Origin of the sequence: Paenibacillus sp. y28, from assembly GCF_037137075.1 — a bacterium.
Classification (GTDB): domain Bacteria; phylum Bacillota; class Bacilli; order Paenibacillales; family NBRC-103111; genus JBBBNV01.
The window spans coordinates 113445-138098 of the sequence record NZ_JBBBNV010000011.1 but is presented as its reverse complement, the minus strand read 5'-3'; the positions used below and the strand labels follow the sequence as shown (position 1 = coordinate 138098).

Genomic DNA, 24654 nt, shown 5'->3' with positions numbered 1-24654 from the left:
GGGGAAAGGGAAGGTGCACATGAATCACCACCGTAAGCTGCCGATTTTGGGACTGCTTCTGGTGGCATCGCTGTTTTTGACGAGTATAGACAGTATTGACAGCTATATCGCTGCGGTCAAGACCGGCTCGGCCACCAGTAAAGCACCGGCAATACAAACCGTCAATCAGCTTTTTGCTTTGGACAGCCGGGAGCTACGGACTCATGAGCGGGAGCAGGAGCTGCTGGAACGGATACGCGCGGAGGCCAAAGCCAAATACATTCCGCCTGTCAACGCAAAGGTAGACTCGGTTTGGAAAGCCATTCCCGGGTACAATGGTGTGGAAGTGGACATCGACCAAACCTTTTTGCTGGCCAAATCGTCCTTGGCGGTGGATTCCCAGGCGGAAATCCCGTGGGTCATGAAGGAAGTGGATCCGTCTGTGCAGCTGGAGGATTTGGGAGCACAGCCAATTTATAAAGGAAATCCCAATAAGCCGATGGCTGCGCTGATGATCAATGTAGCCTGGGGCAACGAATATATCCCGTCCATTCTCGAGACCCTCCGTAAGGAACAGGTAAAGGCGACGTTTTTCTTTGACGGCTCTTGGCTGAACAAAAATGTAGAAACGGCGAAGCTGATTCAAGCGGAGGGACATGAAATGTCCAATCATGCCTACTCGCATAAGGATATGAGCAAGCTTGGGCCCGAGGCCGCGCGGGAGGAGATTCGTAAGACGGAGGTGCTGCTGCGAGAAAAGCTTCAGGTGAACAACACGCTGTTCGCTCCGCCATCGGGTGATTTTAATATGCAGACGGTACGGATCGCACATGAGCTGAAGCTGAAGACCGTGCTTTGGACCATCGATACCGTCGATTGGAAAAAACCGGACCCATCCTGGATACAGATGCGGATTAGCAGCCGGATTGAACCGGGGGCGATGATTTTGATGCATCCGACCTCTTCCTCCAGCCGGGCGCTGCCGGGCATGATTCAAACGATGAAGCAGCGGGGGCTGACGCTTGGTACAGTTAGCGAGCTGCTGTCTCCTAAACGGGTGCCTTCCGTTGAGCCGCAAGGCAAATTTTGATAAAATGCGAATAGTGTGCAATTGTACATGACGAGAAAACGTCATAAAGGAGATACGGATGGAAAAAGTAACCTTGTCCAATGGATTGCGACTCGTATTGGAGCAAATCCCGACCTGCCGTTCGGTTTCTTTCGGAATTTGGGTGAAGACGGGCTCACGAAATGAGATTCCTGACAATAACGGGATTTCTCATTGTATTGAACATATGCTATTTAAAGGAACGGACCGTCATTCCGCCAAAGATATCGCGGATGTGTTTGACGGGATTGGCGGGAACGTGAATGCCTTTACGTCCAAGGAATACACCTGCTACTATGCCAAGGTGCTGGACGAACATCTGCCGATTGCGGTGGAAGTGCTGGCGGATATGTTTTTTAATTCCCGGATAGATACGGAAGAGCTGGAAAAAGAAAAAAACGTCATTATTGAGGAAATCTCGATGTACGAGGATACGCCGGATGATCTCGTGCACGATTTGATTGCCCGTGCCGCTTATGGAAAGCATCCGCTCGGCTACAGTATTCTGGGAACAGAAGCCAACCTGGTGGCGCTGCAGCCGCACAGCTTAAAGCAATACATGCAGGAGCGTTATACTGTATCCGATACCGTAATCAGTGTGGCTGGGAACATTGATGACCGGGTAGTGGAGCTGATTGAACGGTTTTTCGGGGCTTTTGCAGCCCAGGGAGGAAGTATTCCGACCGAAGCCGCACCATTTCATAGCGAAACGATTTTTCACGGGAAGAAAACAGAGCAGAACCATATTTGCCTGGCCCTGCCGGGCTGTGCGTTCCAGGATCCGGACGTTTACCCGATGGTGCTCTTAAATAATGCAATCGGCGGCGGGATGAGCTCGCGCCTGTTCCAGGAGATTCGTGAAAAACGGGGCCTTGCGTATTCCGTCTATTCGTATCACTCCTCCTACATCGATACGGGGATGTTTACGGTATATGCAGGAACGGCGCCGAAGCAGACCGAAGAAGTGTTGAAGCTGACCTCGGAGCTCCTTCATGAGGTAGCGACCAAGGGCTTGACCGACGCGGAGGTGCGCAAAGGAAAAGAGCAGCTGAAGGGCAGTCTGATTCTAAGCCTTGAGAGCACCGGAAGCCGGATGAACCGGATGGGCAAAAACGAGCTTATGCTCGGCAGGCATGAAGATTTGGACGAAATGATTCGCAAAATTGAAGCCGTGACCCCGGAGCAAATCGCAGCCGTGTCCAAGAGGATGTTCTCGCAGCCTTTTGCGGTTGCTATGGTCGGTCATTCGGACGGTCCGTTGAAGGTCATTCGGCCTTAAGCTTCTAAACATCGTTGCTTTTGAGGAGGAACTACGAAGATGCAGCAGTATACAGTTGAGCTAAAAAAATTTCCCGGAAACGAGGATGTTCCGAACCCGCAGAAAATGTCCGACCTGGCCAGCGGCTTTGATTTGTATGCCGCCGTTGAGACACCGGTGACGCTCCAGCCTGGAGAGCGGGGGCTTATTCCGACGGGAATAGCCATCGCTATGCCGCCGGAGCTGGAAGCGCAGATCCGGCCGCGCAGCGGACTTGCGTTCAAGCATGGCATTACGGCTTTGAATTCGCCCGGGACCATTGATGCGGACTATCGCGGCGAAATTAAAGTGCTGTTGATTAATTTAGGGCAGAAGCCGTTTACGTTTCAGCGCGGAGAGCGAATTGCCCAAATGGTATTTCAGGTTGTGCCTCAGGTTTCGTTTGAGGTCGTTGCGGAATTGTCAGAGACGAAGCGCGGAGCAGGCGGCTTCGGCCATACTGGCGTCAGCTGAGCAACCGGGAAAATTGATGCGAAGAAGCACTTCCACAGCGGAGTGCTTTTTTTGCATTATTTTGCATGGGGCCTGAACCCGCTCTGAGGCAGTCACCCATCTCTGGGCCACGGCATAAGATGTCATATCTAGGCGAGGGCGAAGGGAGTGACAGGGCATGCTCACCGGACTGCAAGTAGCCTTCATCGGCGGAGACGCGCGTCAGCTGGAAGTCATTCATAAATTTGCGGAATTGGATGCCAGTGTAACTATGGTCGGCTTTGACAACCTGCAAAGCGAGTTTAGCGGCGTGAATAAAAAGAAGCTGGAGCCGGATTGGTTCGGCGATCTTCACGCGCTTGTGCTGCCGGCCGTGGGAACTGATGATGACGGTGTGGTTGACACGATTTTTTCGGATGAGGTCCTGCGGATAACCGAGGATCATATCGGGCGGCTGCCGAAGCAGGCGAAGGTTTATACCGGTATGGCGAAGCCTTTCTTGAAGGGGCTGTGCGCCAAGTTTGATATTGAGCTGGTCGAATTGTTTGAACGAGATGATGTGGCGATTTACAATTCCATTCCTACCGCCGAAGGTGCATTGATGATGGCTATCCAGAATACGGATATTACAGTGCACGGGTCGCGGAGCATGGTTTTGGGGATGGGCAGAACAGGCTTGACGATGGCCAGAACGCTGCAGGGCGTCGGCGCGGAGGTCAAGGTCGGAATTCGCCGCCCGGAGCATTTCGCGCGTGCGATTGAGATGGGATTTGACGCTTTTTATTTGCACGAATTAGCTGATCGGGTGAAGAATATTGACTTGCTTTTTAATACAATTCCGACTATGATAGTCACAGCGCAAGTTATTGCCAACATTCCACATCGGGCGTTAATTATCGATTTGGCGTCAAGGCCCGGCGGAACCGATTTCCGCTATGCCGAAAAACGCGGTGTCAAAGCGATGCTGGCCCCCGGGCTCCCTGGAATTGTCGCACCCAAAACAGCCGGACGCATCATAGCGAATACGCTCAGTCAGCTCATTTTGGATGACTTCAAGAACGGGAGGAATAAGGAATGAATTGGCATGGGAAAACGGTAGGTTTTGCTTTGACCGGATCGCACTGCACCTTCGCGGAAGTGATGCCTTACATCCAGTCGTTTATCGATGCCGGAGCCAGGGTGGTTCCCATCGTTTCGAATACGATCCTGACGACTGACACGCGATTTGGCAAATCGGATGATTGGCAGAAACAGTTGAGAGATATTACCGGAAATGAAATTATTTCTTCAATTGTTGAAGCAGAGCCGCTCGGACCCAGTAAACTGCTTGACATTCTTGTCATTGCGCCATGTACCGGCAACACTACAAGCCGGCTGGCCAATGCTTTAACGGACAGTGCTGTTTTGATGGCGGCCAAGGCACAGATGCGAAACCAGCGTCCGCTTGTTCTGGCCATTTCAACCAATGATGGACTTGGCTTGAACGCGGCTAACATAGCGAAGCTGCTCGTAGCCAAATTTATATATTTTGTGCCCTTTGGTCAGGATAACCCGAAGGCGAAGCCAAACTCCCTTGTTGCCCGGATGGAATTAATTATGGACACGTGTGCAGAAGCCCTGGCGGGCAGACAGCTGCAGCCCATGGTTATTGAGAAATTCAATGATTTGAATTCCTGATCCAGGCCACCAAGCTTAAAGGGAGAGACAAGGATGTCCAATCAACAGCGTTTTAATGTAGCCGTCGTTGGAGCAACAGGCGCCGTTGGGGAGCAAATGCTCCGGCTTCTTGAGGAGCGCGATTTCCCGATTCATGAATTAAAGCTGCTTGCTTCCGGTCGTTCGGCCGGAAAAACGGTCAAGTTCAAAGGACAAGACGTTATTATTCAAGAGCCGTTCCGGACTCCTTCCAAGGCGTTCATATTGCATTGTTCAGTGCCGGCGGAGACATTAGCAAGAAGCTTGCTCCGTTTGCAGTTAAGCACGGTGCGGTCTGTATCGATAACACCCATGCTTTCCGCATGGACCCGGAAACCCCGCTGGTCGTGCCTGAAGTGAATGCGGATCAAATGAAATTACACAAGGGCATTATCGCCAACCCGAACTGCTCTACGATTCAAATGGCAGTCGCCTTGAAGCCGCTGCAGGATTGTTACGGCATTTCCCGTATTATTGTTTCAACCTACCAGGCTGTATCCGGAGCCGGGGCAAAGGCAATTGACGAGCTGCTTCGTCAATCCAAAGAGGCTTTGGCCGGAAATTACGTAGAACCGCAAATTTTACCGGTTGGCGCGCTCCCTGTAAAGCATCAAATCGCTTTCAACGCGATTCCGCAAATCGATCAATTTTGGGATAACGGTTTTACGAATGAAGAAATGAAAATGATTAACGAAACCAAGAAAATGATGGGTGACGATTCCATTCAGGTTACGGCAACATGTGTCCGTATCCCGGTCGTATACGGCCATTCCGAATCGGTTTATGTGGAGATGAAACAGCCGTTTCATCTGGATGAAGTAAACAGCCTGCTGGCTTCTGCACCGGGGATTGTGCTTCAAGATAACCCTGCGGAGCAGCAGTATCCTCTGGCAACAGAGGCCGCGGGAAAACATGAGGTTTTTGTCGGCCGTGTGCGCCGTGACCTGTACAATCCGCTTGCGCTCAATATGTGGATTGTTTCGGATAACCTGCTCAAGGGTGCCGCGTGGAATGCTGTCCAAATCGCGGAGCGTCTTGTTAGCGAGAAGTAATATTTTGTATGGACACGTTTTGGGAAGTTTACTCGGGGTCGATGCCAAGCATCGAGGGGGGAAGCCAATGCGCATCCTGGTGCAGAAATTCGGAGGCACCTCCCTTTCAACCAAAGAAGCCAGAGAACACGCCATTCGACATATACAAGATGCTCTAGAAGACGGATACCGTCTGGTTGTGGTTGTATCGGCCATGGGCCGAAAAGGGGAACCGTACGCCACGGACACACTGCTGGAATGGATCGAACAAAACGGGAACCGGCTGCCGGAACGGGAACGGGATATGCTGCTTTGCTGCGGAGAGATGATTTCCGCGGCTACGCTGTGCAGCCTATTGCATGAACGTGGTATCCCGGCGGCTGCATTTACCGGAGCGCAAGCAGGCATTTTAACAAACCATGTCTTTGGAAATGCCCACATTGTTTCGATCGATCCGACACGAATCCGGTCACATTTGAGCCAGCAGGAAGTGGTTATCGTTTGCGGTTTTCAGGGACGAACCAGCGCGAATGATTTTACGACATTGGGGCGGGGCGGCAGTGACACGTCCGCGACGGCGCTGGCCGCTGCGCTCAAAGCCGAGGTCTGTGATATTTATACCGATGTGGACGGCATTTACACCGCCGATCCGCGGATTGTTGAAGACGCCAAGCCGCTAGGGCAGGTCTCTTATACGGAAATTTGCAATATGGCGCATCATGGAGCGAAGGTTATTCACCCCCGGGCGGTTGAAGTTGCAATGGAAGCGAACATTCCGATTCGTGTGCGGAATACGTTTGGGACCGATCAGGGGACGCTCGTCTTCGGGCAGCGCGAGCTTGCCGGAGGGGTGCGCCAGGTTGCAGACCGGTTCGTGACCGGAATCGCCCACGTGCCGAGTATTACCCAGATCGAAGTAACCGCAGCGGAAGGACAGTATGATCTGCAGCTTCGGGTATTCAAAGCGATGGCGCAGCATCATATTAGCGTTGACTTTATCAATGTTAATCCGTCCGGGGTTGTTTATACGGTCTTTGATCATGTAGCGGATAAAGCGGTCGAAATTTTGAAAGAGCTGAATTACGCGCCGAGATACCGCAAGCAATGCGCCAAGGTGTCGATTATCGGCGGCGGCATTAACGGTGTGCCGGGCATTATGGCGACGATCGTGGAGGCGCTGACGGAGCAGGACATTCAGATCTTGCAGTCTTCGGACTCGAATGCTACGATTTGGGTATTGGTTAAGGGAGAAGATATGAAGCCGGCGGTCAAAGCGCTGCATCGGACCTTCGGACTTCACAATAGATAGTGCTGGTTAAATGCGGGAGGTTGAATACGATGGATTTTGGAAGATTGGTTACCGCGATGGTAACCCCTTTTGACGAACAGCTGCAAATTTCTTGGTCGGAGCTCGAAAGACTGATTGAGCATCTCATTGTAGATCAGAAGTCTGACAGCCTTGTTGTATGCGGGACTACAGGCGAATCGCCTACGCTGTCCGATGAAGAGAAATTGGAATTGTTTGCGTTTGCGAAAAAGCAAGCCGGAGGCCGCTGCAAAATTATCGCCGGTACCGGCAGTAACAATACGGCGCATTCGATTCATTTGACGAAGCAGGCGGAGCAAGTCGGGGTGGACGGCGTTCTTGTGGTTTCCCCATATTATAACCGTCCCAATGATGAAGGGCTGTATCAGCATTTCAAAGCAATCGCTGAATCGACATCCTTGCCGGTGATGCTGTACAATATCCCAAGCCGGACAGGGGTAACCTTGTCCGCTGAGACAACCCTGCGTCTGGCCCAGCTTCCGAATATCGTCGCCACCAAGGAATCGACAGGCGATTTGGATATAATGACTCGTATCGCCGCAGGCGCTCCGGAAGGATTCCGTCTGTACAGCGGGGACGACAACCTGACGCTGCCATTGCTGGCAGTAGGCGGTTATGGAGTCGTTAGCGTAGCGTCCCACATTATCGGAAGCGAGATTCGCGAGCTGATCGACACCTATGTCAAAGGCGATGTAGCTGCTGCAGCCAAGCTGCACCAGGATTTGCATCCGATTTTTAAGGGCATGTTCGAATGTCCGCATCGTGTGCCGAATCCGGCGCCAATCAAGTACGCGCTTCAGTTATCCGGCTATGCAGTAGGTGGGCTTCGTCTGCCGATGGTGGCTGTAACAGAGCAAGAAGGCCGGTTTATTGCCGATTTGCTGCGGAAGTAAATGGGAGACGGCTCTGCGCGGTAGAGCAGGGGCATCGCTTGATTCGTTTCAGGGTACGCTAAGTTTGGGTATCCTCCGACTTGTGTTCGGGAGAATTAATCATGTATAATGATGGAAAGTGACTGGTGTACGGTTTCTAATGGTTTGCAGTATATAGAATCGTCGTCAATAATTTATAGGAGGGTTAGCTTTGTCAAAAAAGAATATGGATAAGCTATCCATTTTCGCTCTGGGCGGCGTGGGCGAGATTGGTAAAAATATGTATTGCGTGCAATACGCGAATGATATCGTTGTCATTGACTCGGGTTTGAAATTTCCTGAAGAGGACATGCTGGGGATTGATATTGTCATTCCGGATATCGGCTATTTGGTAGAGAATCGGGATAAAGTCCGGGGGATTCTGATTACTCACGGACACGAGGATCACATTGGCGGATTACCCTATGTGCTCAGACAGCTTAATGTGCCGGTTTATGGGACTAGACTTACCCTTGGACTTATCGAAGGCAAATTAAAGGAAGCTGGTTTGCTGGGTGAAACGAAGCGGATTTTGATTACATCGGATTCCGAAGTTCAAATGGGATGCATGAAAGCAACGTTCTTCAAGACGAATCACAGTATTCCGGATTCTGTCGGCGTTTGCTTGGAAACCCCAGAAGGTCTTGTTGTGCATACAGGCGACTTTAAATTTGATCACACACCGGTAAATGAGCAGTATGCGGACCTGCAGCGGATGGCTGAAATCGGCAGCCGCGGCGTGTTAGCTCTGTTGTCGGACAGTACCAACGCGGAAAAAGCCGGATTTACACCTTCGGAGAGCGTAGTAGGCAAGGAACTTGAAGAAGTGTTTCGCAAAGCGAAACAACGGGTCGTGGTTGCTACCTTTGCTTCCAACGTGCACCGTATTCAGCAAGTGATTGATGCTGCGGTAGCTACACGGCGTAAAATGACGGTTATCGGACGCAGCATGGTAAATGTCGTATCCATTGCCTCAGAGCTGGGATACCTGCATATACCGGATGGCATGCTTATTGAGCCTGAAGAGGTGAATAAGCTGGCTGCAGACCGGGTTGTTATCCTTTCGACAGGCAGCCAGGGGGAGCCGATGTCAGCATTGACCCGCATGGCGCGTTCTACACACCGCAAAATGGATATTTTGCCGGGAGACACTGTCGTTATCGCAGCTACTCCGATTCCGGGGAATGAGCGCTATGTCGGCCGCACGGTAGACGAGTTGTTCCGTATCGGGGCCGATGTTATTTATGGTCCGGGATCTGTGACAGGGGTTCACGTTTCCGGTCACGGCAGTCAAGAAGAACTGAAGCTGATGATCAATCTGATGCGTCCGAAGTACTTTATTCCTGTTCACGGTGAATACCGGATGCTTCGTCAGCATGGATTGTTAGCCGAATCTGTCGGCATCGACAAAGAAAATGTATTCATTGTTGATATCGGCGAAACGATTGAGGTTCAGAATGGCGTCGCCCGTAAAGGCTCTAAGGTTCCTTCAGGCAACGTGTTAATCGACGGATTGGGTGTAGGGGATGTAGGCAACATCGTTCTTCGCGACCGTAAGCTGCTGTCTCAAGATGGCATTCTTGTCGTTGTAGTAACACTGAGCAAACAAGACGGGGCAATTTTGTCTGGTCCGGATATAATCTCTCGCGGTTTTGTGTATGTACGGGAGTCGGAAGGCTTGCTGGATGAAGCCAACCGCATCGTAACGAGCACACTTCACCGTCTGATGAGTGAAAACGTGAATGAATGGGCTTCTTTAAAAACACATGTAAAAGATGCACTAGGACGATTCCTGTACGAACAAACCAGAAGAAGACCGATGATCTTACCAATCATCATGGAAGTTTAGAACCTGTCGCTAGTCACTCCATTCATACGAATAAAATCAAGCTTTCTTAGTGGATACTAAGGAAGCTTTTTTCTTGTACAAAAGCGCCTGTTCCACGGTGCGGCTTCTAAGCCTGCTTAGAAGCGGCTCAGGGCTTTTATTTTCGCAGGGGATGAGATTGGAGGACGTGAAGTGACATCAGCGTATAATAACGATCAAGAGCAGCCTGTAACCCCGCCGGGAGAGGATAAGAAGAAATCGGCGGTGTTGGATTCCATCCAGCAGTTAGGACAGGCCGGGACACCTGCTCCCGGAGAGTCGAATATTTACTGCATGACGATTATCGGCCAAATCGAAGGACACATGGTGCTCCCGCCCCAAAACAAGACGACCAAATATGAACACATTATTCCGCAGCTGGTTGCGGCTGAACAAAATGCCCGTATTGAGGGGATTCTTATTATTTTGAACACCGTCGGCGGGGATGTGGAGGCGGGGCTTGCCATAGCGGAAATGATTTCAACGCTGTCCAAGCCGAGTGTCACGCTGGTTTTGGGCGGGGGACACAGTATTGGCGTTCCGATTGCAGTGTCAGCCAATTACTCGTTCATTGCGGAAACAGCAACAATGACGATTCATCCAATTCGGTTGAACGGGCTGGTTATCGGAGTGCCGCAGACGTTTGAATATTTGGACAAGATGCAGGAGCGAGTCCTTCGTTTTATTACGCGGCATTCGCAGGTCAATGAGGACAAATTGAAGGAGCTTATGTTCAAAACGGGAGAATTAACGCGAGACATCGGCACCACAGTAATCGGAGCGGACGCAGTAAAGCATGGCTTGATTAATGAGGTCGGCGGACTGGGAGAAGCGATGAGGGAGCTGAACCGCCGAATTGAGGAGTACCGTCAGCTTCAAACGAAAGGCATGGTGCAATGATGCTGTATACCCTTGTACCGATGGAACAAATTATGGAGCAGCAGCAGCAGCCCGCCAGTCTGGTTGAGCTTGAGTATCAGGGGGTTCTGATGCAAGTGGAGCAGATTTCCTTGCAGGAAGCGCGTATTGTGCGGCTGCTGTCTCCCGATCCGAATGTATATTTAAATCCTCAATTAACGCCGGGCAATAGAATCCGGATGCAAGGAATGATATAAAAAGCGCGTAGCTCCCAGCGCGCGGTGTTTCGCTGCATGACGGAGGTCGGCCGACCATAATGCTGTACATGCTTTAAAAAAAATATGGAAAATATAAACAATATCGGTGCTGATAAGACGGAATGCCTGTTCCCCTCGTCATGATTATGGTATAATATGTTATCGGGGGTGGGCTGATTGGCAAGGGCGAGGAAAAAAACAGCGAAAACAAAAAAAGCGGCGATGAAGACAACGCTAAAATTTGAGCTCATCGGTATCGTCGTCATCATATTGTCTGTATTGGCTTTGTCCCAGACCGGTCCTGTTCCGCGAGCGATGACCTATTTGTTTAGGTTTATGATAGGAACGATGGATTTTGTATTTCCGATTATCGGCATCTACATTGGGTTGTTCGTCATGATTAAGCGGCAATGGCCCCGGTGGACCGTCCGCAAAACCGGCTTGCTTCTTGTTTTGCTCGGTTTGCTCATTATGAGTCATATGGGTGTATTCAAGCAAATCGACCCGAAGCAGCAGCTGACAACACCAGGCTATATTATTCAATATACCTGGAACAGTATGCTAAAAGGCATTCAACCGTCCGATGAAGGCTTGTTCGTATTGACCCACGAGGTGGGCGGCGGGATGGTCGGGGCGCTGCTGTACGGGATTTTGTTCTTTTTGTTTAATAATCTGGGGGCGTTACTGATTGAATGCGCCCTGTTCGCAATCGGATTTGTACTGATTACAGGGTTGTCCTACGTAGATATCGCCAATAAGCTGAAGCAGTGGTTCGGCTATTTGCGAATACCGGCAGCCGATGATTCGGAGGCCGTACATACGAAGAAGCAGGAGAAGCAGACAAAGCCGGAAAAAGCTGCCAAGTCCAAGGTCGTCGTGCCGATGGACGACGATATCGACGAAGAAAATTTCAATCCCATCAAGCACCGCGGGAAAAGGCCGTTATTTTTTGAACTGCTTCAGCCAAGCAAGAAAGCTGCTGCACAAAATCAGTATGACCCGGAGCTGTTTGACGATGAGCTGCCACTGCCGAAGGGGAAGGCCACAGCAAAGCAGGAGGAAATCGTCGTTTATGCTTCCGAGGATCAGGATTTGGCCGGGCCCCCTGCAGATGCACCGAAGGAGGAACCGGCGATACCGCTCATTCGTGACTTTCAGGATCATCCTGACGCGGTGACGCTCCATGGTGAGGCGGCTTCAGAGCCTGGCAGCAGTCAGGAGGAGCAGCAAGGCCAGCTTCCGGCAGTCAAGGCTTCCAGCAGCGGACAAGGAGAAGATATGCCTGCAAGCGACGCGGTGGTATTGAAGGAGGTTAAGCTGGAGAAGCCCTATCAGATGCCTTCCTTCTCACTGTTGTCCAAGCCTCCTGCGAACAAAAGCGGAGAGCATTCCGACTATAAAGCCAACGCGCGGAAGCTGGAAGCAACCCTGGAAAGCTTTGGCGTCCGGGCGAAGGTGCTGGAGGTTGTGCGCGGACCATCGGTGACACGTTATGAGATTCAGCCGGATGTCGGGGTGAAGGTAAGCCGGATTGTCAGTTTAACGGATGATATTGCGCTGGCGCTTGCCGCCAAGGATATCCGCATGGAAGCGCCTATTCCCGGGAAGTCGGCTATCGGGATTGAGGTGCCGAATACGGAAGTGTCCGTGGTAACCATGCGGGAAGTGATGGAAAGCTCGGCTTTCCTGGAGTCCAATTCCAAAATGACGGTGGTGCTCGGCAGGGACATTTCCGGTCAAGCGATAGTCGGCAATTTGGCCCGGATGCCGCATTTGCTTGTCGCAGGGGCTACCGGCTCCGGTAAATCGGTTTGTATCAACGGCATTATTACAAGTGTGCTGTACAAAGCGAAGCCCGATGAAGTGAAGTTCTTGATGATTGACCCCAAGATGGTTGAGCTTAATGTGTATAACGGCATCCCTCATTTGCTAGCACCCGTCGTGACGGACCCGAGAAGAGCCTCCTTGGCCCTCAAAAAAGTTGTCAGCGAGATGGAAAAGCGCTACGAGCTGTTCTCCAAAAGCGGAACCCGCAATATCGAAGGCTACAATTCGCTAATTGCCGAAAGAAACGATGGCACGGAGCTGCTGCCTTTTATCGTCGTCATTGTGGACGAGCTGGCGGATTTGATGATGGTTGCTGCAGGGGATGTCGAGGATGCGATATGCCGGTTAGCCCAAATGGCCCGTGCTGCAGGGATTCACTTGATTATTGCGACCCAGCGGCCGTCTGTCGACGTCATTACAGGCGTCATCAAGGCAAATATCCCGTCTCGGATTGCTTTCGGCGTATCCTCCCAGGTGGATTCACGGACCATTCTGGATTCCGTTGGCGCAGAAAAGCTGCTTGGCCGCGGCGACATGCTGTATTTGCCGGTGGGCGCTTCCAAGCCGCTGCGGATTCAAGGCGCGTTTCTGTCCGATCAGGAGGTTGAATCGGTCGTAAGCTTCGTCAAAAATCAGGCTGAAGCCGAATACCGGGAAGAGCTTGTTCCGGAAATTGAGGAAACTGCGGATACGCAGGACCAGGTGGAAGACGAATTGTTTGATCAGGCCGTACAAATTATTTTGGAGGCCAAGCAGGCCTCTGTATCTCTGCTTCAGCGCCGAATGAGGATCGGCTATACGCGCGCGGCGCGCCTCATTGATACCATGGAGGCCCGCGGAATTGTAGGCCCGTATGAAGGCAGCAAGCCGCGTGAGGTGCTGGTCACGATGGAGCAATACCACCATAACCGAATCAGTTCATAATTTTTTGAATGCCCGTAAACCGGTTCCGGTCTGCGGGCATTTGCTTTGCAGCAGCCCGCTGCTTGACAATATGTAAGGCCTGGGTAATGCAAGTTAATGTCCATAGCTGTGCGACTGCTCCGCCAAATAGCTGAGCAAACCGAACACGACAAACATAACCGCCATGAGCAGAAGACTGCAGCCAACCCACCACAGCAGCCGACTGTGCTTTGATTCCGGCAAGGTGCGTTTGACCAAATACCAGCCGAAGCCGACCATGAACGCGAGGATGATACCAGCTTGTATGTAGGCTGCCATTGATAGTCCCCCCTTTTTTTCTTCGGCATAATTTCCCAGCTCTAAGTAAGACGGAGCAGACCGGGGATGGGTTACGCTTACGACAAGCCGGATTTATTCGTTTCTGGTGACCGACACAGCACGTGAAATGCGCTTTTCTAACCCATGTAAGGCTCACGGTCTTTCCGTATCTTGGCATAACAGACGATACCTAACCACATCATTGCGCGGTTCCGGCGTTGGTTTTGTTAGCATGGCGGCACGCATTGTGCCCACTATCCATCTCAAAAAGAGGATACCGGCGTCTGTATTTGTATCATTGGACGCACAGTTCTATGGGCATGTGTTGAATAGAACGAAGCCAGCTATCTCATAATAATCGTAAATTCAGCCAACATCATGAGATAAAGGAAGGTTGAGCTTCGATATGAATAAACGTCTAATTGTCATTGCATTGAGTGTCACCTTGCTGCTGGTGGCAGGGTTTCATATGAAAAAGCATTGGTCGACGGAACAAACGTTTAGCAGCGCCACACTGAAATACGGCTCGAACGGGGAAGATGTTTTTGAGCTTCAAGGCCGCTTGAAGCTGATCGGGTTTTACAACGGGAATGTTGACGGGGATTTCGGTTCTCAAACCTTGCAGGCCGTAAAAAGGTTTCAGTCCGAATTTGGCATGAGTGTGGATGGAATTGCCGGAGGCAAAACAAAGGTTAAGCTTTGGGAAGCAACGAAGCATTGGACGCCGGATATGACGCCTCGCAGTACTGCGGGAGGAGCTTCTTCCGGGGGAACCGCCGGTGGAGGCAGCGGAACATCGGGAGGCGGATCGTCAACGCTGGCTCCCGTCAATAACCTCGGCTTGTCGAGCCAGGATTTGCAGCTTATGGCCAATGCTGTTTATGGAGAATCTCGGGGAGAGCCGTATATCGGTCAAATTGCGGTTGCCGCTGTCATTATTAACCGGGTGAAGTCGGCCAGCTTCCCGAATACAGTATCCGGTGTAATTTTTCAGCCTGGTGCTTTTACGGCTGTGGCGGACGGACAAATCTGGCTTACGCCTAATGAAACGGCAAGCAAAGCAGTTCGGGATGCACTGAACGGCCAGGACCCCAGCGGCGGCTGCCTGTATTATTTCAACCCGGAAACGGCGACCTCCAAGTGGATTTGGACCCGTCCGCAGGTGAAACAAATCGGCAAGCATATTTTTTGCAAATAAATAGCAGGGGTTCGCTGTATTGTCTGAGGTAGAAGCAGCCAGATCGGTTGCTTCTTTTGTTTCCGAAGGAATATAATGGTTATAATTGTGCCTCATGAAAGGGGAATGGTGGTTTGACTACATTACAAGGGCAGCAATTCGAGCGCTGCAATGTTCAAAATCTCCGGCTTCATGTCATGCCGACGAATCGCTTCAAGACGTTTGCGATTTCCGTATACGCCGGATTGCCGCTGGAGGAAAGCACGACAACCTCTACAGCATTAACCCCTTTTGTTTTGCGCAGGGGAACAGCGGTTTACCCGGAGACACGCCAATTCAGGGAGAAGCTTGACGATCTGTACGGAGCCGGGTTTGGCTTCGATATTTATAAGCGCGGCAATTACCAAATCGTACAATTCCGTATGGATATCATACACGACCAGTTTGTGTCCTCGTCTGATAAGCTGCTTGCCGAAGGGCTGCGGTTTCTGGGGCAAACTCTGGCACAGCCGCTGCTGGAAAACGGACATTTTGCGGACAAATACGTGCAGGCGGAGAAACAAACGTTAAAGAAACGGTTGGAAGCGATTATTAATGAAAAAGGCCGGTATGCCGCAGAACGCTGCCTGGAGGAGATGTGCCGGAATGAAGCGTACCGTCTGAATCCGCTCGGTCAAATTAGCGATTTGCCCTTGCTGGATGCAGGCGGCTTGTATTCTCGCTATCAGAGATGGCTGGAGCAGGCCAATTTCGATATTTATGTTGTCGGCGATACGACGCTGGAGGAAGTGCGCGGCATTGTGGAAGCGGCATTTCCGAAGCAGCAGGGAGCGCCTGAGGCTTACAAGCCGGTTCGCGATCACCATTCGGTAAGCCAGATACACCGGGTTGTGGAACGCCTTGAGGTGAATCAAGGAAAGCTGAATATGGGGCTGCGCGCGCATACAACCTATGAGGACGACTCCTATCCCGCTATGCTTCTTTATAACGGAATACTTGGCGCTTATCCTCATTCGAAGCTGTTCATCAATGTCCGGGAGAAGGAAAGCCTGGCTTATTACGCTTCCTCGCGTCTGGATGGGCATAAAGGGATTTTGGCGCTCCAATCCGGCATTGAAATTGTGAATTATGAGAAAGCGGTGGACATCATTCTGAAGCAGCTGGAAGCGATGCGTGAGGGGGAAATCAGCACTGTGGAGCTTCAGCAAACGAAAGCGATGCTGACCAATCAGCTGAAGGAAAGCCAGGACTCGGCCTTTGAGATTATCGCCCTGGATTTCAATCGTGTGCTGTCGGGAAAAGAGCGGACTTCATCCAGCCTCCTGGAGGAGATCGAAAAGCTGCAAACAGAACAAATTGTTCAAGCGGCCAACCGGGTGGAACTCGATACGATTTATTTCTTGCGGGATCAGAAGGAGGGCTGAGCATATGAAAGCGATAACGAACGAACGGCTGCAGGAAACGCTGTACAGAGAGCGCCTGGATAACGGTCTGGAAGTCATTTTGCTGCCGAAGCACGGCTTTCAAAAGACGTATGCCGTATTTACAACCCGGTACGGTTCGGTAGATAATCATTTTCAGGTGCAGGAAGGGGCTCCGCACCGTGTTCCGGACGGGATTGCCCATTTCCTGGAGCATAAGATGTTTGAGGAACCGGAGGGCGATATATTTGCCGTGTTCGCCGCCCAGGGCGCTTCTGCGAACGCCTATACCAGCTTTGACCGGACGGCGTACTTATTCTCAGCAACAAGCCGCATTTCCCAAAATGTGAATACACTGCTTGATTTCGTGCAAAATCCATATTTTACAGATCAGAATGTGGAGAAGGAAAAAGGCATTATCGGCCAGGAGATTAATATGTACCGGGATCACCCGGACTGGCGCGTATACTACGGTCTGATTGAGGCCATGTATGCCAGTTATCCGATCCGGATTGATATTGCCGGGACAATTGAATCGATTTCCCATATTACGAAGGAAACGCTGTATGCTTGCTATCACACGTTCTATCATCCGAGCAACATGCTGCTGTTTGTCGTCGGCGGTATTGAGCCGGAAGCAATGATGGAGACGATACGGGCAAACCAGGCGGGCAAAACGTTCGCTCCGGCGCCGGAAATCAGCCGCATTTATCCGAAGGAGCCTCCCCTGGTACATAAATCCATGATTGAAATGAATTTACCCGTTTCGCTTCCTAAATGCTTGTTCGGGTTTAAGGAGAAGGCGGTCCATGTAAAAGGCGAGGACCTGTTGAAGCGGGAATTGCAAACGAAGCTTGTTTTGGATATGATTTTCGGCTCCAGCTCGGATTTGTATCAGCAGCTTTATGACGATCAGCTCATTACCGACGGCTTCGGCCATGAGTATAACATTACGGAAAATTATGCGTTTTCGGTGATCGGCGGGGATACGCCGGACCCTGATTTGCTGCTGGAGCGTATTCGCACGGCGGTTTATGAATTTGTAAACGAAGGCTTCAAGGAGGAGCAGTTCGAGCGAGCGCGGCGAAAAAAAATTGGCGGCTTCCTCCGGATGATGAATTCGCCGGAAGCTATTGCGGGCGAATATTCGAAGTATTACTTGCGCGGCATGGATTTGTTTCAAATTTTGCCGCTGTATGAGTCGGTTACACTGGGAGAGGTAAACGCACGGATGCGGGAGCATTTTGACTGGAACCAGCTTGCGGTTTCTATTGTGCAGAGTCCGAAATGAATTCGAAATCGTTACAAGAAATGACCGTATTAATTACGGGAGCGAGCCGCGGAATCGGGGCGGCTATTGCGGAGCGCTTCGCCTCGGCGGGGTTCCGGATTGTCATTCATTACTTGAATTCGCATGAAGCCGCTAATGAAGTGGCCCGGGCCTGCCTTGCACATCATTCCGAAGTGATGACTATCCGAGCGGATCTTCGTTCCAAGGAACAAATTGTGCGAATGTACGAAAAGCTGGAGCAGCTTGGTATGCTTCCGGACGTACTGGTCAATAATGCAGGTATCGCCCATTTCGGACTGCTGCAGGATGTGAAGGAAGAAGAATGGGATGAGCTGATTGGCGTCAACCTCAAGGGAATGTTCTTGGTTACGCAAACCTTTATGCCGGCTATGATTCGTCAGCAATACGGCCGGATTATTAATGTATCCTCCATCTGGGGGCTGTCCGGGGCATCCTGCGAAGTGATATATTCAACGACCAAGGGCGGCATGAATGCTTTTACCAAGGCGCTGGCCAAAGAGCTGGCTCCCTCGGGAGTCACCGTGAATGCGGTTGCGCCGGGGGCCGTGGACACATCCATGAACAGCAGGCTTGACCCGCAGGAAAAGGAAGCCCTGGCACAGGAAATCCCGGTCGGCCGTTTCGCCCACCCGGATGAAATTGCTGCGCTGGTTTACTTCCTGGCGCTTCCGGAATCCGGCTACATTACAGGCCAAATTATTAGCCCCAACGGGGGCTGGCATACTTAGGGACCAATGCAGCTTTAGTCCAGACCAGAGCAAGCGCGAATAACTTCAACGGCAGTGGCGCATATTATCGAATGTTCCACCACCACAACCTAGGGAGGACATCCGATGGCAACTGTTCTGAAAAGCTTTGAAAAATGGAAGGACTTTTTGCATGAACGTCTGGAGCAGGCGGAAAAAGCAGGAATGAGCGAAGAGACGATAGCCAAGATGGCGTTCCAAATCGGTGAATTTTTGTCCGATAAGGTAGATCCGGAGAATAAAGAAGAGCGTCTGCTTCAAGAGCTGTGGCGCGTCGGTGACGAGCAGGAGCGCAGAGCTCTTGCCAAGCTGATGGTTCGTCTGGTAGGCGAAGCCTAGGCTCGCAAAAGAAGAAGCTGAAGGACGGGATGGGGCTGAGCATAAGGCTGAGAATATACCGCGCGCCTTTGCAGACGGATTTGAAATCATGTACAATGATACAAATCCGCCTGGGCGGGCGGACCCTCCCGGCCCGAGGCGGGAATTGTAACCGCGCATCTGACATACATGGCCCAAAAGCCTCCTTTTTGCGGGGGGCTTTGTTTTCATTTATTTTTAAATTATATAGAAGACAGGAGGAGAATGGCGAAAATTGTAGAATAGTTGGGAGAGTCAATTTTCTAATACGGATGAGGTGTGACAGTGGAAACAAGACAGTGGTATATGGAATACAAGATTTACAAAAACCGTCCCGGTCTGCTTGGAGATATTGCTTCTCTGATGGGGATGCTGGATATAAATATTGTTACGATAAACGGTGTTGAGGATAAGACACGGGGGCTGCTGCTCCAAACCAACGACGAGGAAAAAATCGAGCTTCTCGGCAAAATGCTTAGAAAAGTGGATAACATTACGGTAAACAAGCTGCGAGAGCCGACCCTGGTCGATATTTTGGCTGTCCGTCACGGCCGTTATATTGAGCGCGATTCGGATGACCGGAAGACCTTCCGTTTCGTACGGAACGAGCTCGGGCTGCTGGTGGATTTCTTAGGTGAAATATTCAAGAAGGAAGGCAACCAGGTAATCGGTTTGCGCGGAATGCCTCGCGTAGGCAAAACGGAATCGATTATTGCGGGGAGTGTGTGCTCAAACAAACGCTGGACCTTCGTTTCCTCCACGCTGCTCAGACAAACCGTACGGAGTCAGCTCTCCGAGGATGAGATGGGGCCGAACAATATTTTTATTATCGACGGTATTATTTCCACTGTCCGTTCTAACGAAAAACATCACAGCCTCTTGCAGGAAATTATGAAAATGCCGGTCACAAAGGTTATTGAGCATCCTGATATTTTCATGCGGGAAACAGAATATACTTATGATGACTTCAATGTGTTTGTGGAGCTGCGTAATACGCCGGATGAGGAAATTACATACGACAATTTTACGTATGATGAACCGTTTTAATGAAATCAGCAGCAAAGGACGGGGGTGACAACAGGTGTCGGATTTAGGCCTGCTATTAAAAAAGGCGCGGACTGAAAGAGGATTGTCTCTTGATGAGCTGCAAGAAACAACCAAAATCCGTAAACGTTATCTGGAAGCCATTGAAGAAGGGAACTACAAGATTCTTCCCGGCAATTTCTATGTGCGGGCGTTTATCAAAACGTATGCGGAGGCCGTAGGGCTGGAGCCGGAAGAGGTACTTCGGCTGTACAGGAACGTAATCCCGTCAGCCGATGCAGAGCAGACAATTGAGCCGATACGGCGTGTTCGAGCAACCTCGAGAAATTGGGACCGGATCGGAAAATGGACCTCCAGCATTTTACTGTGGTCGTTCCTTTTGTTAATTGTCGGTATTATTTACTATTTCATCAGCATCACTCACGAGGAGAGCTCGGATCATTTGGTTGGTCAAAATGAGCGGCTGACGAATCAAACGCCATCACCGGAATCGGCCAAGCCGGAGGAGGCGAAATCCGGAACGCAAAGCAGCGGCAACGGGGCTTCACCGCAGCCTGTAGCTACGAATCCGCCTCAGGACAAGACAGAAGCAAACTCAGAGGTCGTTTTTGCAGAGCAAAAAGGACAAACATACATATACAAGGTTTCCAAAGCAGAGATTGCGCAAATTGAACTGAAGGTCACCGGGGATCGCTGCTGGCTGTGGGTCAAGCATGGCAATGCTAACGGGGCGGAAATCGAACAGAAAGAATATAAAAACGGGGAAATTGCCACATGGAAATCCCCGGACGGGCTTTGGATCCGGCTGGGCAAGCCGCTGGCTGTAGAAATGAAGGTTAACGGCTCGCCAATTCCGGTTCCGGAAACTGTACAGGTTATCAATATTCAGGTTGATCTGGTAAAAGCCTAAAGCGCGGTAAGACCGGAATTTCTGTATACTGACTGCTTCTATTGGGGAATCTATAGACAGCGCAGGACAGTAAAGGAGGAGCTTACGTGACAACCAGTTGGATTGTAGCCGGTCTTGGCGTCGTGGTCAGCTTGCTTGGCTGGTATTTAACGCCTGATGCATGGGGATACGGGATTTTAGGCTTTGGCCTGGCTCATATTGTGCTCGGCATACTCGATATGTTCCGGCACCCTGCGGTCAGCCGCTAAGCATCAGTGCTAGGACTAGGCATTCCTTGCTGGATAAGGAGTGCCTTTTTTGTATTTTGGACGACTCTTTTCTCTTGCTTGCCGTTTTCATGACGGCACCAGTTCATGCCGTAAGACGGTTTTTCCGTAATCGCCAAGCGGATTAACCGGTTTTGTGCGTTTTGACACCTTTTTTTCGTTATATTATACTTGGTAGGATAAAGTTCAGGGACTGGAAATACATTGGGGGATTGTGGAGTATGTCAGAAAAAGTAAAAGTGGTTACATTAGGCTGTGAGAAAAACTTGGTGGATTCCGAGATTATGTCCGGTCTTATCGACGGACGTGGCTACACGCTGGTGGATGACAAAGAGGAAGCCACGGTTATTATTGTAAATACATGCGGTTTTATCGATGCGGCCAAAGAGGAATCGGTGAATACGATTTTGGATATGGCGGATTTGAAGCAAACCGGCAATTTGAAGGCGCTGATCGTTTCCGGCTGTCTGACCCAGCGTTACAAGCAGGAGCTTATGGAGGAAATGCCGGAGATTGACGGGATTGTCGGTACCGGAGACTTCCACAATATTAATGATATTATCGACGAAGCGCTGAAGGGCAGCAAGCCGGTTATGGTCGGAAATCCGATTTTCAACTACGATGCGAAGCTGCCTCGTAAGCTATCTACGCCTCGTTATACTGCCTACGTCAAAATTGCAGAGGGCTGCGACAATGCCTGTACTTTCTGTAGTATCCCGATTATGCGCGGAGCGTTCCGAAGCCGCAGCATGGAGTCGGTGGTAGATGAAGTACAGCAGCTTGCCGCGCAAGGCGTCCGCGAAATCAGCCTCATTGCTCAAGACTCTACCAATTACGGCACCGATTTGTATGACAAATTTATGCTGCCTGAGCTGATGAATCGTGTCAGCCAGGTGGAAGGTATTGCTTGGGTGCGGCTGCATTATGCATACCCAGGCTTTTTCACGGACGAGCTTATTGAAACCATTGCTTCCAATCCGAAAATTTGCAATTACGTTGATATGCCGCTGCAGCACAGCGTGGATCGTATCCTGAAGCGGATGCGCCGTCCGGGCCGTCAGCAGGATGCCCTTGAGCTGCTGCTCAAAATCCGTAAGCGTAATCCGGATGTAGCGCTGCGCACATCGCTTATTGTCGGTTTTCCGGGAGAAACGGAAGAGGATTTCAACGATTTGTGTGCGTTTGTCAGAAAAGTTGAGTTTGACCGCCTGGGCGTATTCGCGTATTCCAAAGAAGAAGACACGCCTGCCGCCCGTTTGCCGGATCAGGTGCCGGATGAGGTGAAGGAGTGGCGTGCCAATACACTAATGGAAATTCAACGCGAAATTGCAACCAAGCGCAACAGCAGCCGGGTAGGCTCTGTGGCTGATGTGCTCATCGAGCGTTATGACGGGCGTAATGATGTATACATCGGGCGCACGCAGTACGACGCCCCCGAGATTGACGGAGAAGTGTTCGTGACCGGCTGTACCGTTGGCATTGGGCAAATACAAAAGGTTCGGATAACTCATGCTTTCGAGTTCGACTTATCCGGGGAGGGATTGGCATGAATTTAGCCAACCGCATTACGATGGCACGGATTTTTCTCGTGCCTATCATTATGTTTTTTTTGCTCATTAATTTGGATTTACCCCCGATTAAAATTGAACATTTCAGCATCACGTACAATCAGATTGTAGCTGTGCTTATTTTCATCGTGGCGGCGAGCACGGACAGCCTGGACGGCTATATAGCCCGCAAGCGCAAGCTGGTTACCAACCTCGGCAAGCTGCTGGATCCGCTGGCGGATAAGCTGCTTGTCACTGCGGTGCTCGTTTCTCTGGTGGAAATGGGCAAGCTGGACGCATGGATTGCAGTGGTTATCATTAGCCGTGAGTTTGCTGTCACCGGGCTGAGACAAATCGCGCTGCTGGAAGGGCAGGTCATCGCCGCCAGCAAATGGGGAAAATGGAAGACGGGAGTTCAAATTACGGCTATCATTGCACTGCTGCTTAATAATTTTCCGTTTACCTTCATCCCGTTCAAGTTTGACTTGTATGCCAGCTGGGCGGCAGCGCTCATTACGATGTATTCCGGCTATGACTATTTCCAAAAAAATAAGCATCTGATTCAATACTCGGCTTAAATCATAAGGGCTTAACTTGTATGTCGGGAGGACAGAAGCCATGAGAGCGGAAATTATTGCGGTTGGTACAGAGCTGCTGCTCGGACAAATTGTGAACAGCAACGCCCAGTTTTTATCCCAGGAGCTGGCGTCCCTTGGCGTGGACGTATACTTTCAAACGGTTGTCGGGGACAACGAGGCCAGAATTACAGCGGCACTTGAAGCGGCCCGGTCCCGGGCGGAGCTGATTATTTGCACGGGCGGACTTGGCCCGACGCAGGATGATTTGACCAAGGATGTGCTGGCTCGCTTCTTGTCGCAAACACTCGTTCTCCATCAGCCGACGCTCGATAACATCGTAAACCAGTTCCGCAGCCGCGGCATTACGATGGTGGAGAGCAACAAGCGGATGGCGTACATACTGGAGCAGAGCGAGGCTTTGCCGAACGATACAGGACAGGCTGCGGGCGTGGCGCTGACGCAGGACGGCACACATTATATTTTGCTGCCGGGGCCGCCGAAGGAAATGAAGCCTATGTTCCAATCCTATGCTGCCCCATGGATACAGAAGGTTATGGGGGATGAGCGGCCGCTGTTCTCCAAAATGCTCAAATTCGCCGGAATCGGGGAATCGTCTCTGGAGGATCGGCTGCTGGATTTGATTACCGGGCAGCAGGACCCGACGATTGCACCGTATGCTAAGGAAGGCGAGGTTGCTCTGCGCCTGTCGACCAAAGCGTCTAACGAAGCGGAGGCACAGCTCAAAATGGCTGCTACCGAGACGGAGATACGAAGCCGTGTCGGCCAGCATTTATTTGCCGAAGAGGATATTCCTCTAGAGGCGGCTCTGGTGCGTCAACTTGCACAGAATAACGCTACATTGTCTGTGGCTGAAAGCTGCAGCGGCGGACTGCTCGGGGACATGGTGACGTCAGTGCCGGGCTGCTCAAGGGTTTTCCGGGGCGGGGTGATTTGCTACTCCAATCAGATGAAAGAGACGCTGCTGTCGATTCCGTCCGCTCTGCTGGAGGGGGAAGGGGCGCCTGGAGCTGTCAGCAGGGAATGCGCGGTGATGATGGCCGACCGGATTCGCCAAATTACCGGTACGGATTATGCTATCTCTATTACGGGAGAAGCGGGCCCGGCGGCAGCGGAAAACAAGCCGGTTGGTCTGGTTTATATCGGCTTGGCCGGCCCCGGCTTTGAGACGTATGCGACAGAGTTTCAATTCGGCGGGGGCCGGGATGCAATCAAGCTTCGCTCGGCCCGGCAGGCGCTTTATTTATTGTGGGGAAAAACGAGGTAAGCGCCTGCCCGCAGCATCAAGGAGACAGGGATAGGCGAACGAAAGAAACGCTTGCGCATCATGATGGGCATAAGCTATACTTAATACAGTTAACGGAAGCACCGTAACAGAGTCAGAATACTTTGTTACGGTTTTTTTATTGTCACGAGTCAAAAAAAGCGAATGTATGTTCGAAATAAC

Annotated in this window: 23 protein-coding genes and 1 pseudogene; 23 read left to right on the top strand and 1 reads right to left on the bottom strand. The window is 51.1% G+C overall.

Annotated elements, in window-relative coordinates; translation table 11 throughout:
* Positions 1–19 precede the first annotated feature (19 nt).
* The 12 genes and pseudogenes from WBG83_RS11450 to WBG83_RS11395 all read left to right on the top strand — a co-directional run bounded on the left by WBG83_RS11450 (position 20) and on the right by WBG83_RS11395 (position 13534).
* A complete protein-coding gene (locus tag WBG83_RS11450) occupies positions 20–1069 on the top strand; it encodes a polysaccharide deacetylase family protein (RefSeq protein ID WP_336745148.1) in 1050 nt (349 codons plus the stop codon).
* Between the two features lie 58 nt (positions 1070–1127).
* Complete coding sequence (locus tag WBG83_RS11445; RefSeq protein WP_336745147.1) at positions 1128–2366, top strand: M16 family metallopeptidase; 1239 nt, start codon at positions 1128–1130, stop codon at positions 2364–2366.
* A gap of 39 nt (positions 2367–2405) precedes the next feature.
* Positions 2406–2858, top strand: coding sequence for a dUTP diphosphatase (gene dut, locus WBG83_RS11440; RefSeq protein WP_336745146.1), 453 nt, complete (start codon positions 2406–2408; stop codon positions 2856–2858).
* Between the two features lie 157 nt (positions 2859–3015).
* Positions 3016–3915, top strand: a complete 900-nt coding sequence (gene dpsA, locus WBG83_RS11435) for a dipicolinate synthase subunit DpsA (protein WP_336745145.1) — start codon at positions 3016–3018, stop codon at positions 3913–3915.
* Complete coding sequence (locus WBG83_RS11430; RefSeq protein ID WP_336745144.1) at positions 3912–4514, top strand: dipicolinate synthase subunit B; 603 nt, start codon at positions 3912–3914, stop codon at positions 4512–4514. Before dpsA ends, WBG83_RS11430 begins: the two co-directional genes overlap by 4 nt.
* Before the next feature lie 33 nt (positions 4515–4547).
* Positions 4548–5584, top strand: a pseudogene (locus WBG83_RS11425) (aspartate-semialdehyde dehydrogenase).
* Positions 5585–5651: 67 nt separating this feature from the next.
* Positions 5652–6872, top strand: a complete 1221-nt coding sequence (gene dapG, locus WBG83_RS11420; RefSeq protein WP_336745143.1) for an aspartate kinase — start codon at positions 5652–5654, stop codon at positions 6870–6872.
* A gap of 29 nt (positions 6873–6901) precedes the next feature.
* Positions 6902–7783, top strand: coding sequence for a 4-hydroxy-tetrahydrodipicolinate synthase (gene dapA / locus WBG83_RS11415; protein ID WP_336745142.1), 882 nt, complete (start codon positions 6902–6904; stop codon positions 7781–7783).
* 190 nt (positions 7784–7973) lie between these two features.
* Positions 7974–9650, top strand: a complete 1677-nt coding sequence (locus WBG83_RS11410) for a ribonuclease J (protein ID WP_336745141.1) — start codon at positions 7974–7976, stop codon at positions 9648–9650.
* A 171-nt stretch (positions 9651–9821) separates the two neighbouring features.
* Positions 9822–10568 (top strand): ClpP family protease, encoded by a 747-nt coding sequence (locus WBG83_RS11405; protein ID WP_336745140.1) that lies wholly within the window; start codon positions 9822–9824, stop codon positions 10566–10568.
* Positions 10565–10783 carry a YlzJ-like family protein gene (locus WBG83_RS11400; protein WP_336745139.1) on the top strand — a complete coding sequence of 73 codons (219 nt, stop codon included), beginning with the start codon at positions 10565–10567 and terminating at the stop codon, positions 10781–10783. The genes WBG83_RS11405 and WBG83_RS11400 overlap by 4 nt, the downstream gene beginning before the upstream one ends.
* A gap of 222 nt (positions 10784–11005) precedes the next feature.
* Positions 11006–13534 (top strand): FtsK/SpoIIIE family DNA translocase, encoded by a 2529-nt coding sequence (locus WBG83_RS11395; RefSeq protein ID WP_336745167.1) that lies wholly within the window; start codon positions 11006–11008, stop codon positions 13532–13534.
* 93 nt (positions 13535–13627) lie between these two features.
* Here WBG83_RS11395 and WBG83_RS11390 read toward each other — a convergent pair whose 3' ends face one another.
* Entirely contained in the window at positions 13628–13831 is a 204-nt protein-coding gene (locus tag WBG83_RS11390; protein ID WP_336745138.1) for a hypothetical protein, read from the bottom strand.
* A 406-nt stretch (positions 13832–14237) separates the two neighbouring features.
* On the opposite strand from WBG83_RS11390, the gene sleB reads away from it, so the two are divergent.
* The 11 genes from sleB (at position 14238) to WBG83_RS11335 (ending at position 24474) form a co-directional block, all read left to right on the top strand.
* Positions 14238–15029 (top strand): spore cortex-lytic enzyme, encoded by a 792-nt coding sequence (gene sleB, locus WBG83_RS11385; protein ID WP_336745137.1) that lies wholly within the window; start codon positions 14238–14240, stop codon positions 15027–15029.
* 113 nt (positions 15030–15142) lie between these two features.
* On the top strand, positions 15143–16432 hold the full coding sequence (gene yfmF, locus WBG83_RS11380; protein ID WP_442955827.1) for an EF-P 5-aminopentanol modification-associated protein YfmF: 1290 nt from the start codon (positions 15143–15145) through the stop codon (positions 16430–16432).
* Positions 16433–16436: 4 nt separating this feature from the next.
* Complete coding sequence (yfmH, locus tag WBG83_RS11375; protein ID WP_336745136.1) at positions 16437–17720, top strand: EF-P 5-aminopentanol modification-associated protein YfmH; 1284 nt, start codon at positions 16437–16439, stop codon at positions 17718–17720.
* Positions 17717–18469: an elongation factor P 5-aminopentanone reductase gene (gene ymfI, locus WBG83_RS11370; protein WP_336745135.1), complete on the top strand. Its 753-nt coding sequence runs from the start codon at positions 17717–17719 to the stop codon at positions 18467–18469. The genes yfmH and ymfI overlap by 4 nt, the downstream gene beginning before the upstream one ends.
* 105 nt (positions 18470–18574) lie before the next feature.
* Entirely contained in the window at positions 18575–18826 is a 252-nt protein-coding gene (locus WBG83_RS11365) for a DUF3243 domain-containing protein (protein ID WP_336745134.1), read from the top strand.
* A 303-nt stretch (positions 18827–19129) separates the two neighbouring features.
* Positions 19130–19891 (top strand): DUF3388 domain-containing protein, encoded by a 762-nt coding sequence (locus tag WBG83_RS11360; protein ID WP_336745133.1) that lies wholly within the window; start codon positions 19130–19132, stop codon positions 19889–19891.
* Positions 19892–19925: 34 nt separating this feature from the next.
* Entirely contained in the window at positions 19926–20798 is an 873-nt protein-coding gene (locus WBG83_RS11355; RefSeq protein ID WP_336745132.1) for a helix-turn-helix domain-containing protein, read from the top strand.
* An 86-nt stretch (positions 20799–20884) separates the two neighbouring features.
* On the top strand, positions 20885–21046 hold the full coding sequence (locus WBG83_RS11350) for a hypothetical protein (protein WP_336745131.1): 162 nt from the start codon (positions 20885–20887) through the stop codon (positions 21044–21046).
* Positions 21047–21285: 239 nt separating this feature from the next.
* On the top strand, positions 21286–22614 hold the full coding sequence (gene rimO, locus WBG83_RS11345; RefSeq protein WP_336745130.1) for a 30S ribosomal protein S12 methylthiotransferase RimO: 1329 nt from the start codon (positions 21286–21288) through the stop codon (positions 22612–22614).
* Positions 22611–23189, top strand: coding sequence for a CDP-diacylglycerol--glycerol-3-phosphate 3-phosphatidyltransferase (gene pgsA, locus WBG83_RS11340; RefSeq protein ID WP_336745129.1), 579 nt, complete (start codon positions 22611–22613; stop codon positions 23187–23189). The genes rimO and pgsA overlap by 4 nt, the downstream gene beginning before the upstream one ends.
* Positions 23190–23229: 40 nt before the next feature.
* Positions 23230–24474, top strand: coding sequence for a competence/damage-inducible protein A (locus WBG83_RS11335; RefSeq protein ID WP_336745128.1), 1245 nt, complete (start codon positions 23230–23232; stop codon positions 24472–24474).
* The last annotated feature ends 180 nt before the right edge of the window (positions 24475–24654 follow it).

What these genes read in the sequence shown, in the direction of transcription:
- WBG83_RS11450 (WP_336745148.1), top strand. Translation starts at nt 20, where the DNA reads ATGAATCACCACCGTAAGCTGCCGATTTTGGGACTGCTTCTGGTGGCA.
- WBG83_RS11445 (WP_336745147.1), top strand. Translation starts at nt 1,128, where the DNA reads ATGGAAAAAGTAACCTTGTCCAATGGATTGCGACTCGTATTGGAGCAA.
- dut (WP_336745146.1), top strand. Translation starts at nt 2,406, where the DNA reads ATGCAGCAGTATACAGTTGAGCTAAAAAAATTTCCCGGAAACGAGGAT.
- dpsA (WP_336745145.1), top strand. Translation starts at nt 3,016, where the DNA reads ATGCTCACCGGACTGCAAGTAGCCTTCATCGGCGGAGACGCGCGTCAG.
- WBG83_RS11430 (WP_336745144.1), top strand. Translation starts at nt 3,912, where the DNA reads ATGAATTGGCATGGGAAAACGGTAGGTTTTGCTTTGACCGGATCGCAC.
- dapG (WP_336745143.1), top strand. Translation starts at nt 5,652, where the DNA reads ATGCGCATCCTGGTGCAGAAATTCGGAGGCACCTCCCTTTCAACCAAA.
- dapA (WP_336745142.1), top strand. Translation starts at nt 6,902, where the DNA reads ATGGATTTTGGAAGATTGGTTACCGCGATGGTAACCCCTTTTGACGAA.
- WBG83_RS11400 (WP_336745139.1), top strand. Translation starts at nt 10,565, where the DNA reads ATGATGCTGTATACCCTTGTACCGATGGAACAAATTATGGAGCAGCAG.
- WBG83_RS11395 (WP_336745167.1), top strand. Translation starts at nt 11,006, where the DNA reads ATGAAGACAACGCTAAAATTTGAGCTCATCGGTATCGTCGTCATCATA.
- WBG83_RS11390 (WP_336745138.1), bottom strand. Translation starts at nt 13,831, where the DNA reads ATGGCAGCCTACATACAAGCTGGTATCATCCTCGCGTTCATGGTCGGC.
- sleB (WP_336745137.1), top strand. Translation starts at nt 14,238, where the DNA reads ATGAATAAACGTCTAATTGTCATTGCATTGAGTGTCACCTTGCTGCTG.
- yfmH (WP_336745136.1), top strand. Translation starts at nt 16,437, where the DNA reads ATGAAAGCGATAACGAACGAACGGCTGCAGGAAACGCTGTACAGAGAG.
- ymfI (WP_336745135.1), top strand. Translation starts at nt 17,717, where the DNA reads ATGAATTCGAAATCGTTACAAGAAATGACCGTATTAATTACGGGAGCG.
- WBG83_RS11365 (WP_336745134.1), top strand. Translation starts at nt 18,575, where the DNA reads ATGGCAACTGTTCTGAAAAGCTTTGAAAAATGGAAGGACTTTTTGCAT.
- rimO (WP_336745130.1), top strand. Translation starts at nt 21,286, where the DNA reads ATGTCAGAAAAAGTAAAAGTGGTTACATTAGGCTGTGAGAAAAACTTG.
- pgsA (WP_336745129.1), top strand. Translation starts at nt 22,611, where the DNA reads ATGAATTTAGCCAACCGCATTACGATGGCACGGATTTTTCTCGTGCCT.
- WBG83_RS11335 (WP_336745128.1), top strand. Translation starts at nt 23,230, where the DNA reads ATGAGAGCGGAAATTATTGCGGTTGGTACAGAGCTGCTGCTCGGACAA.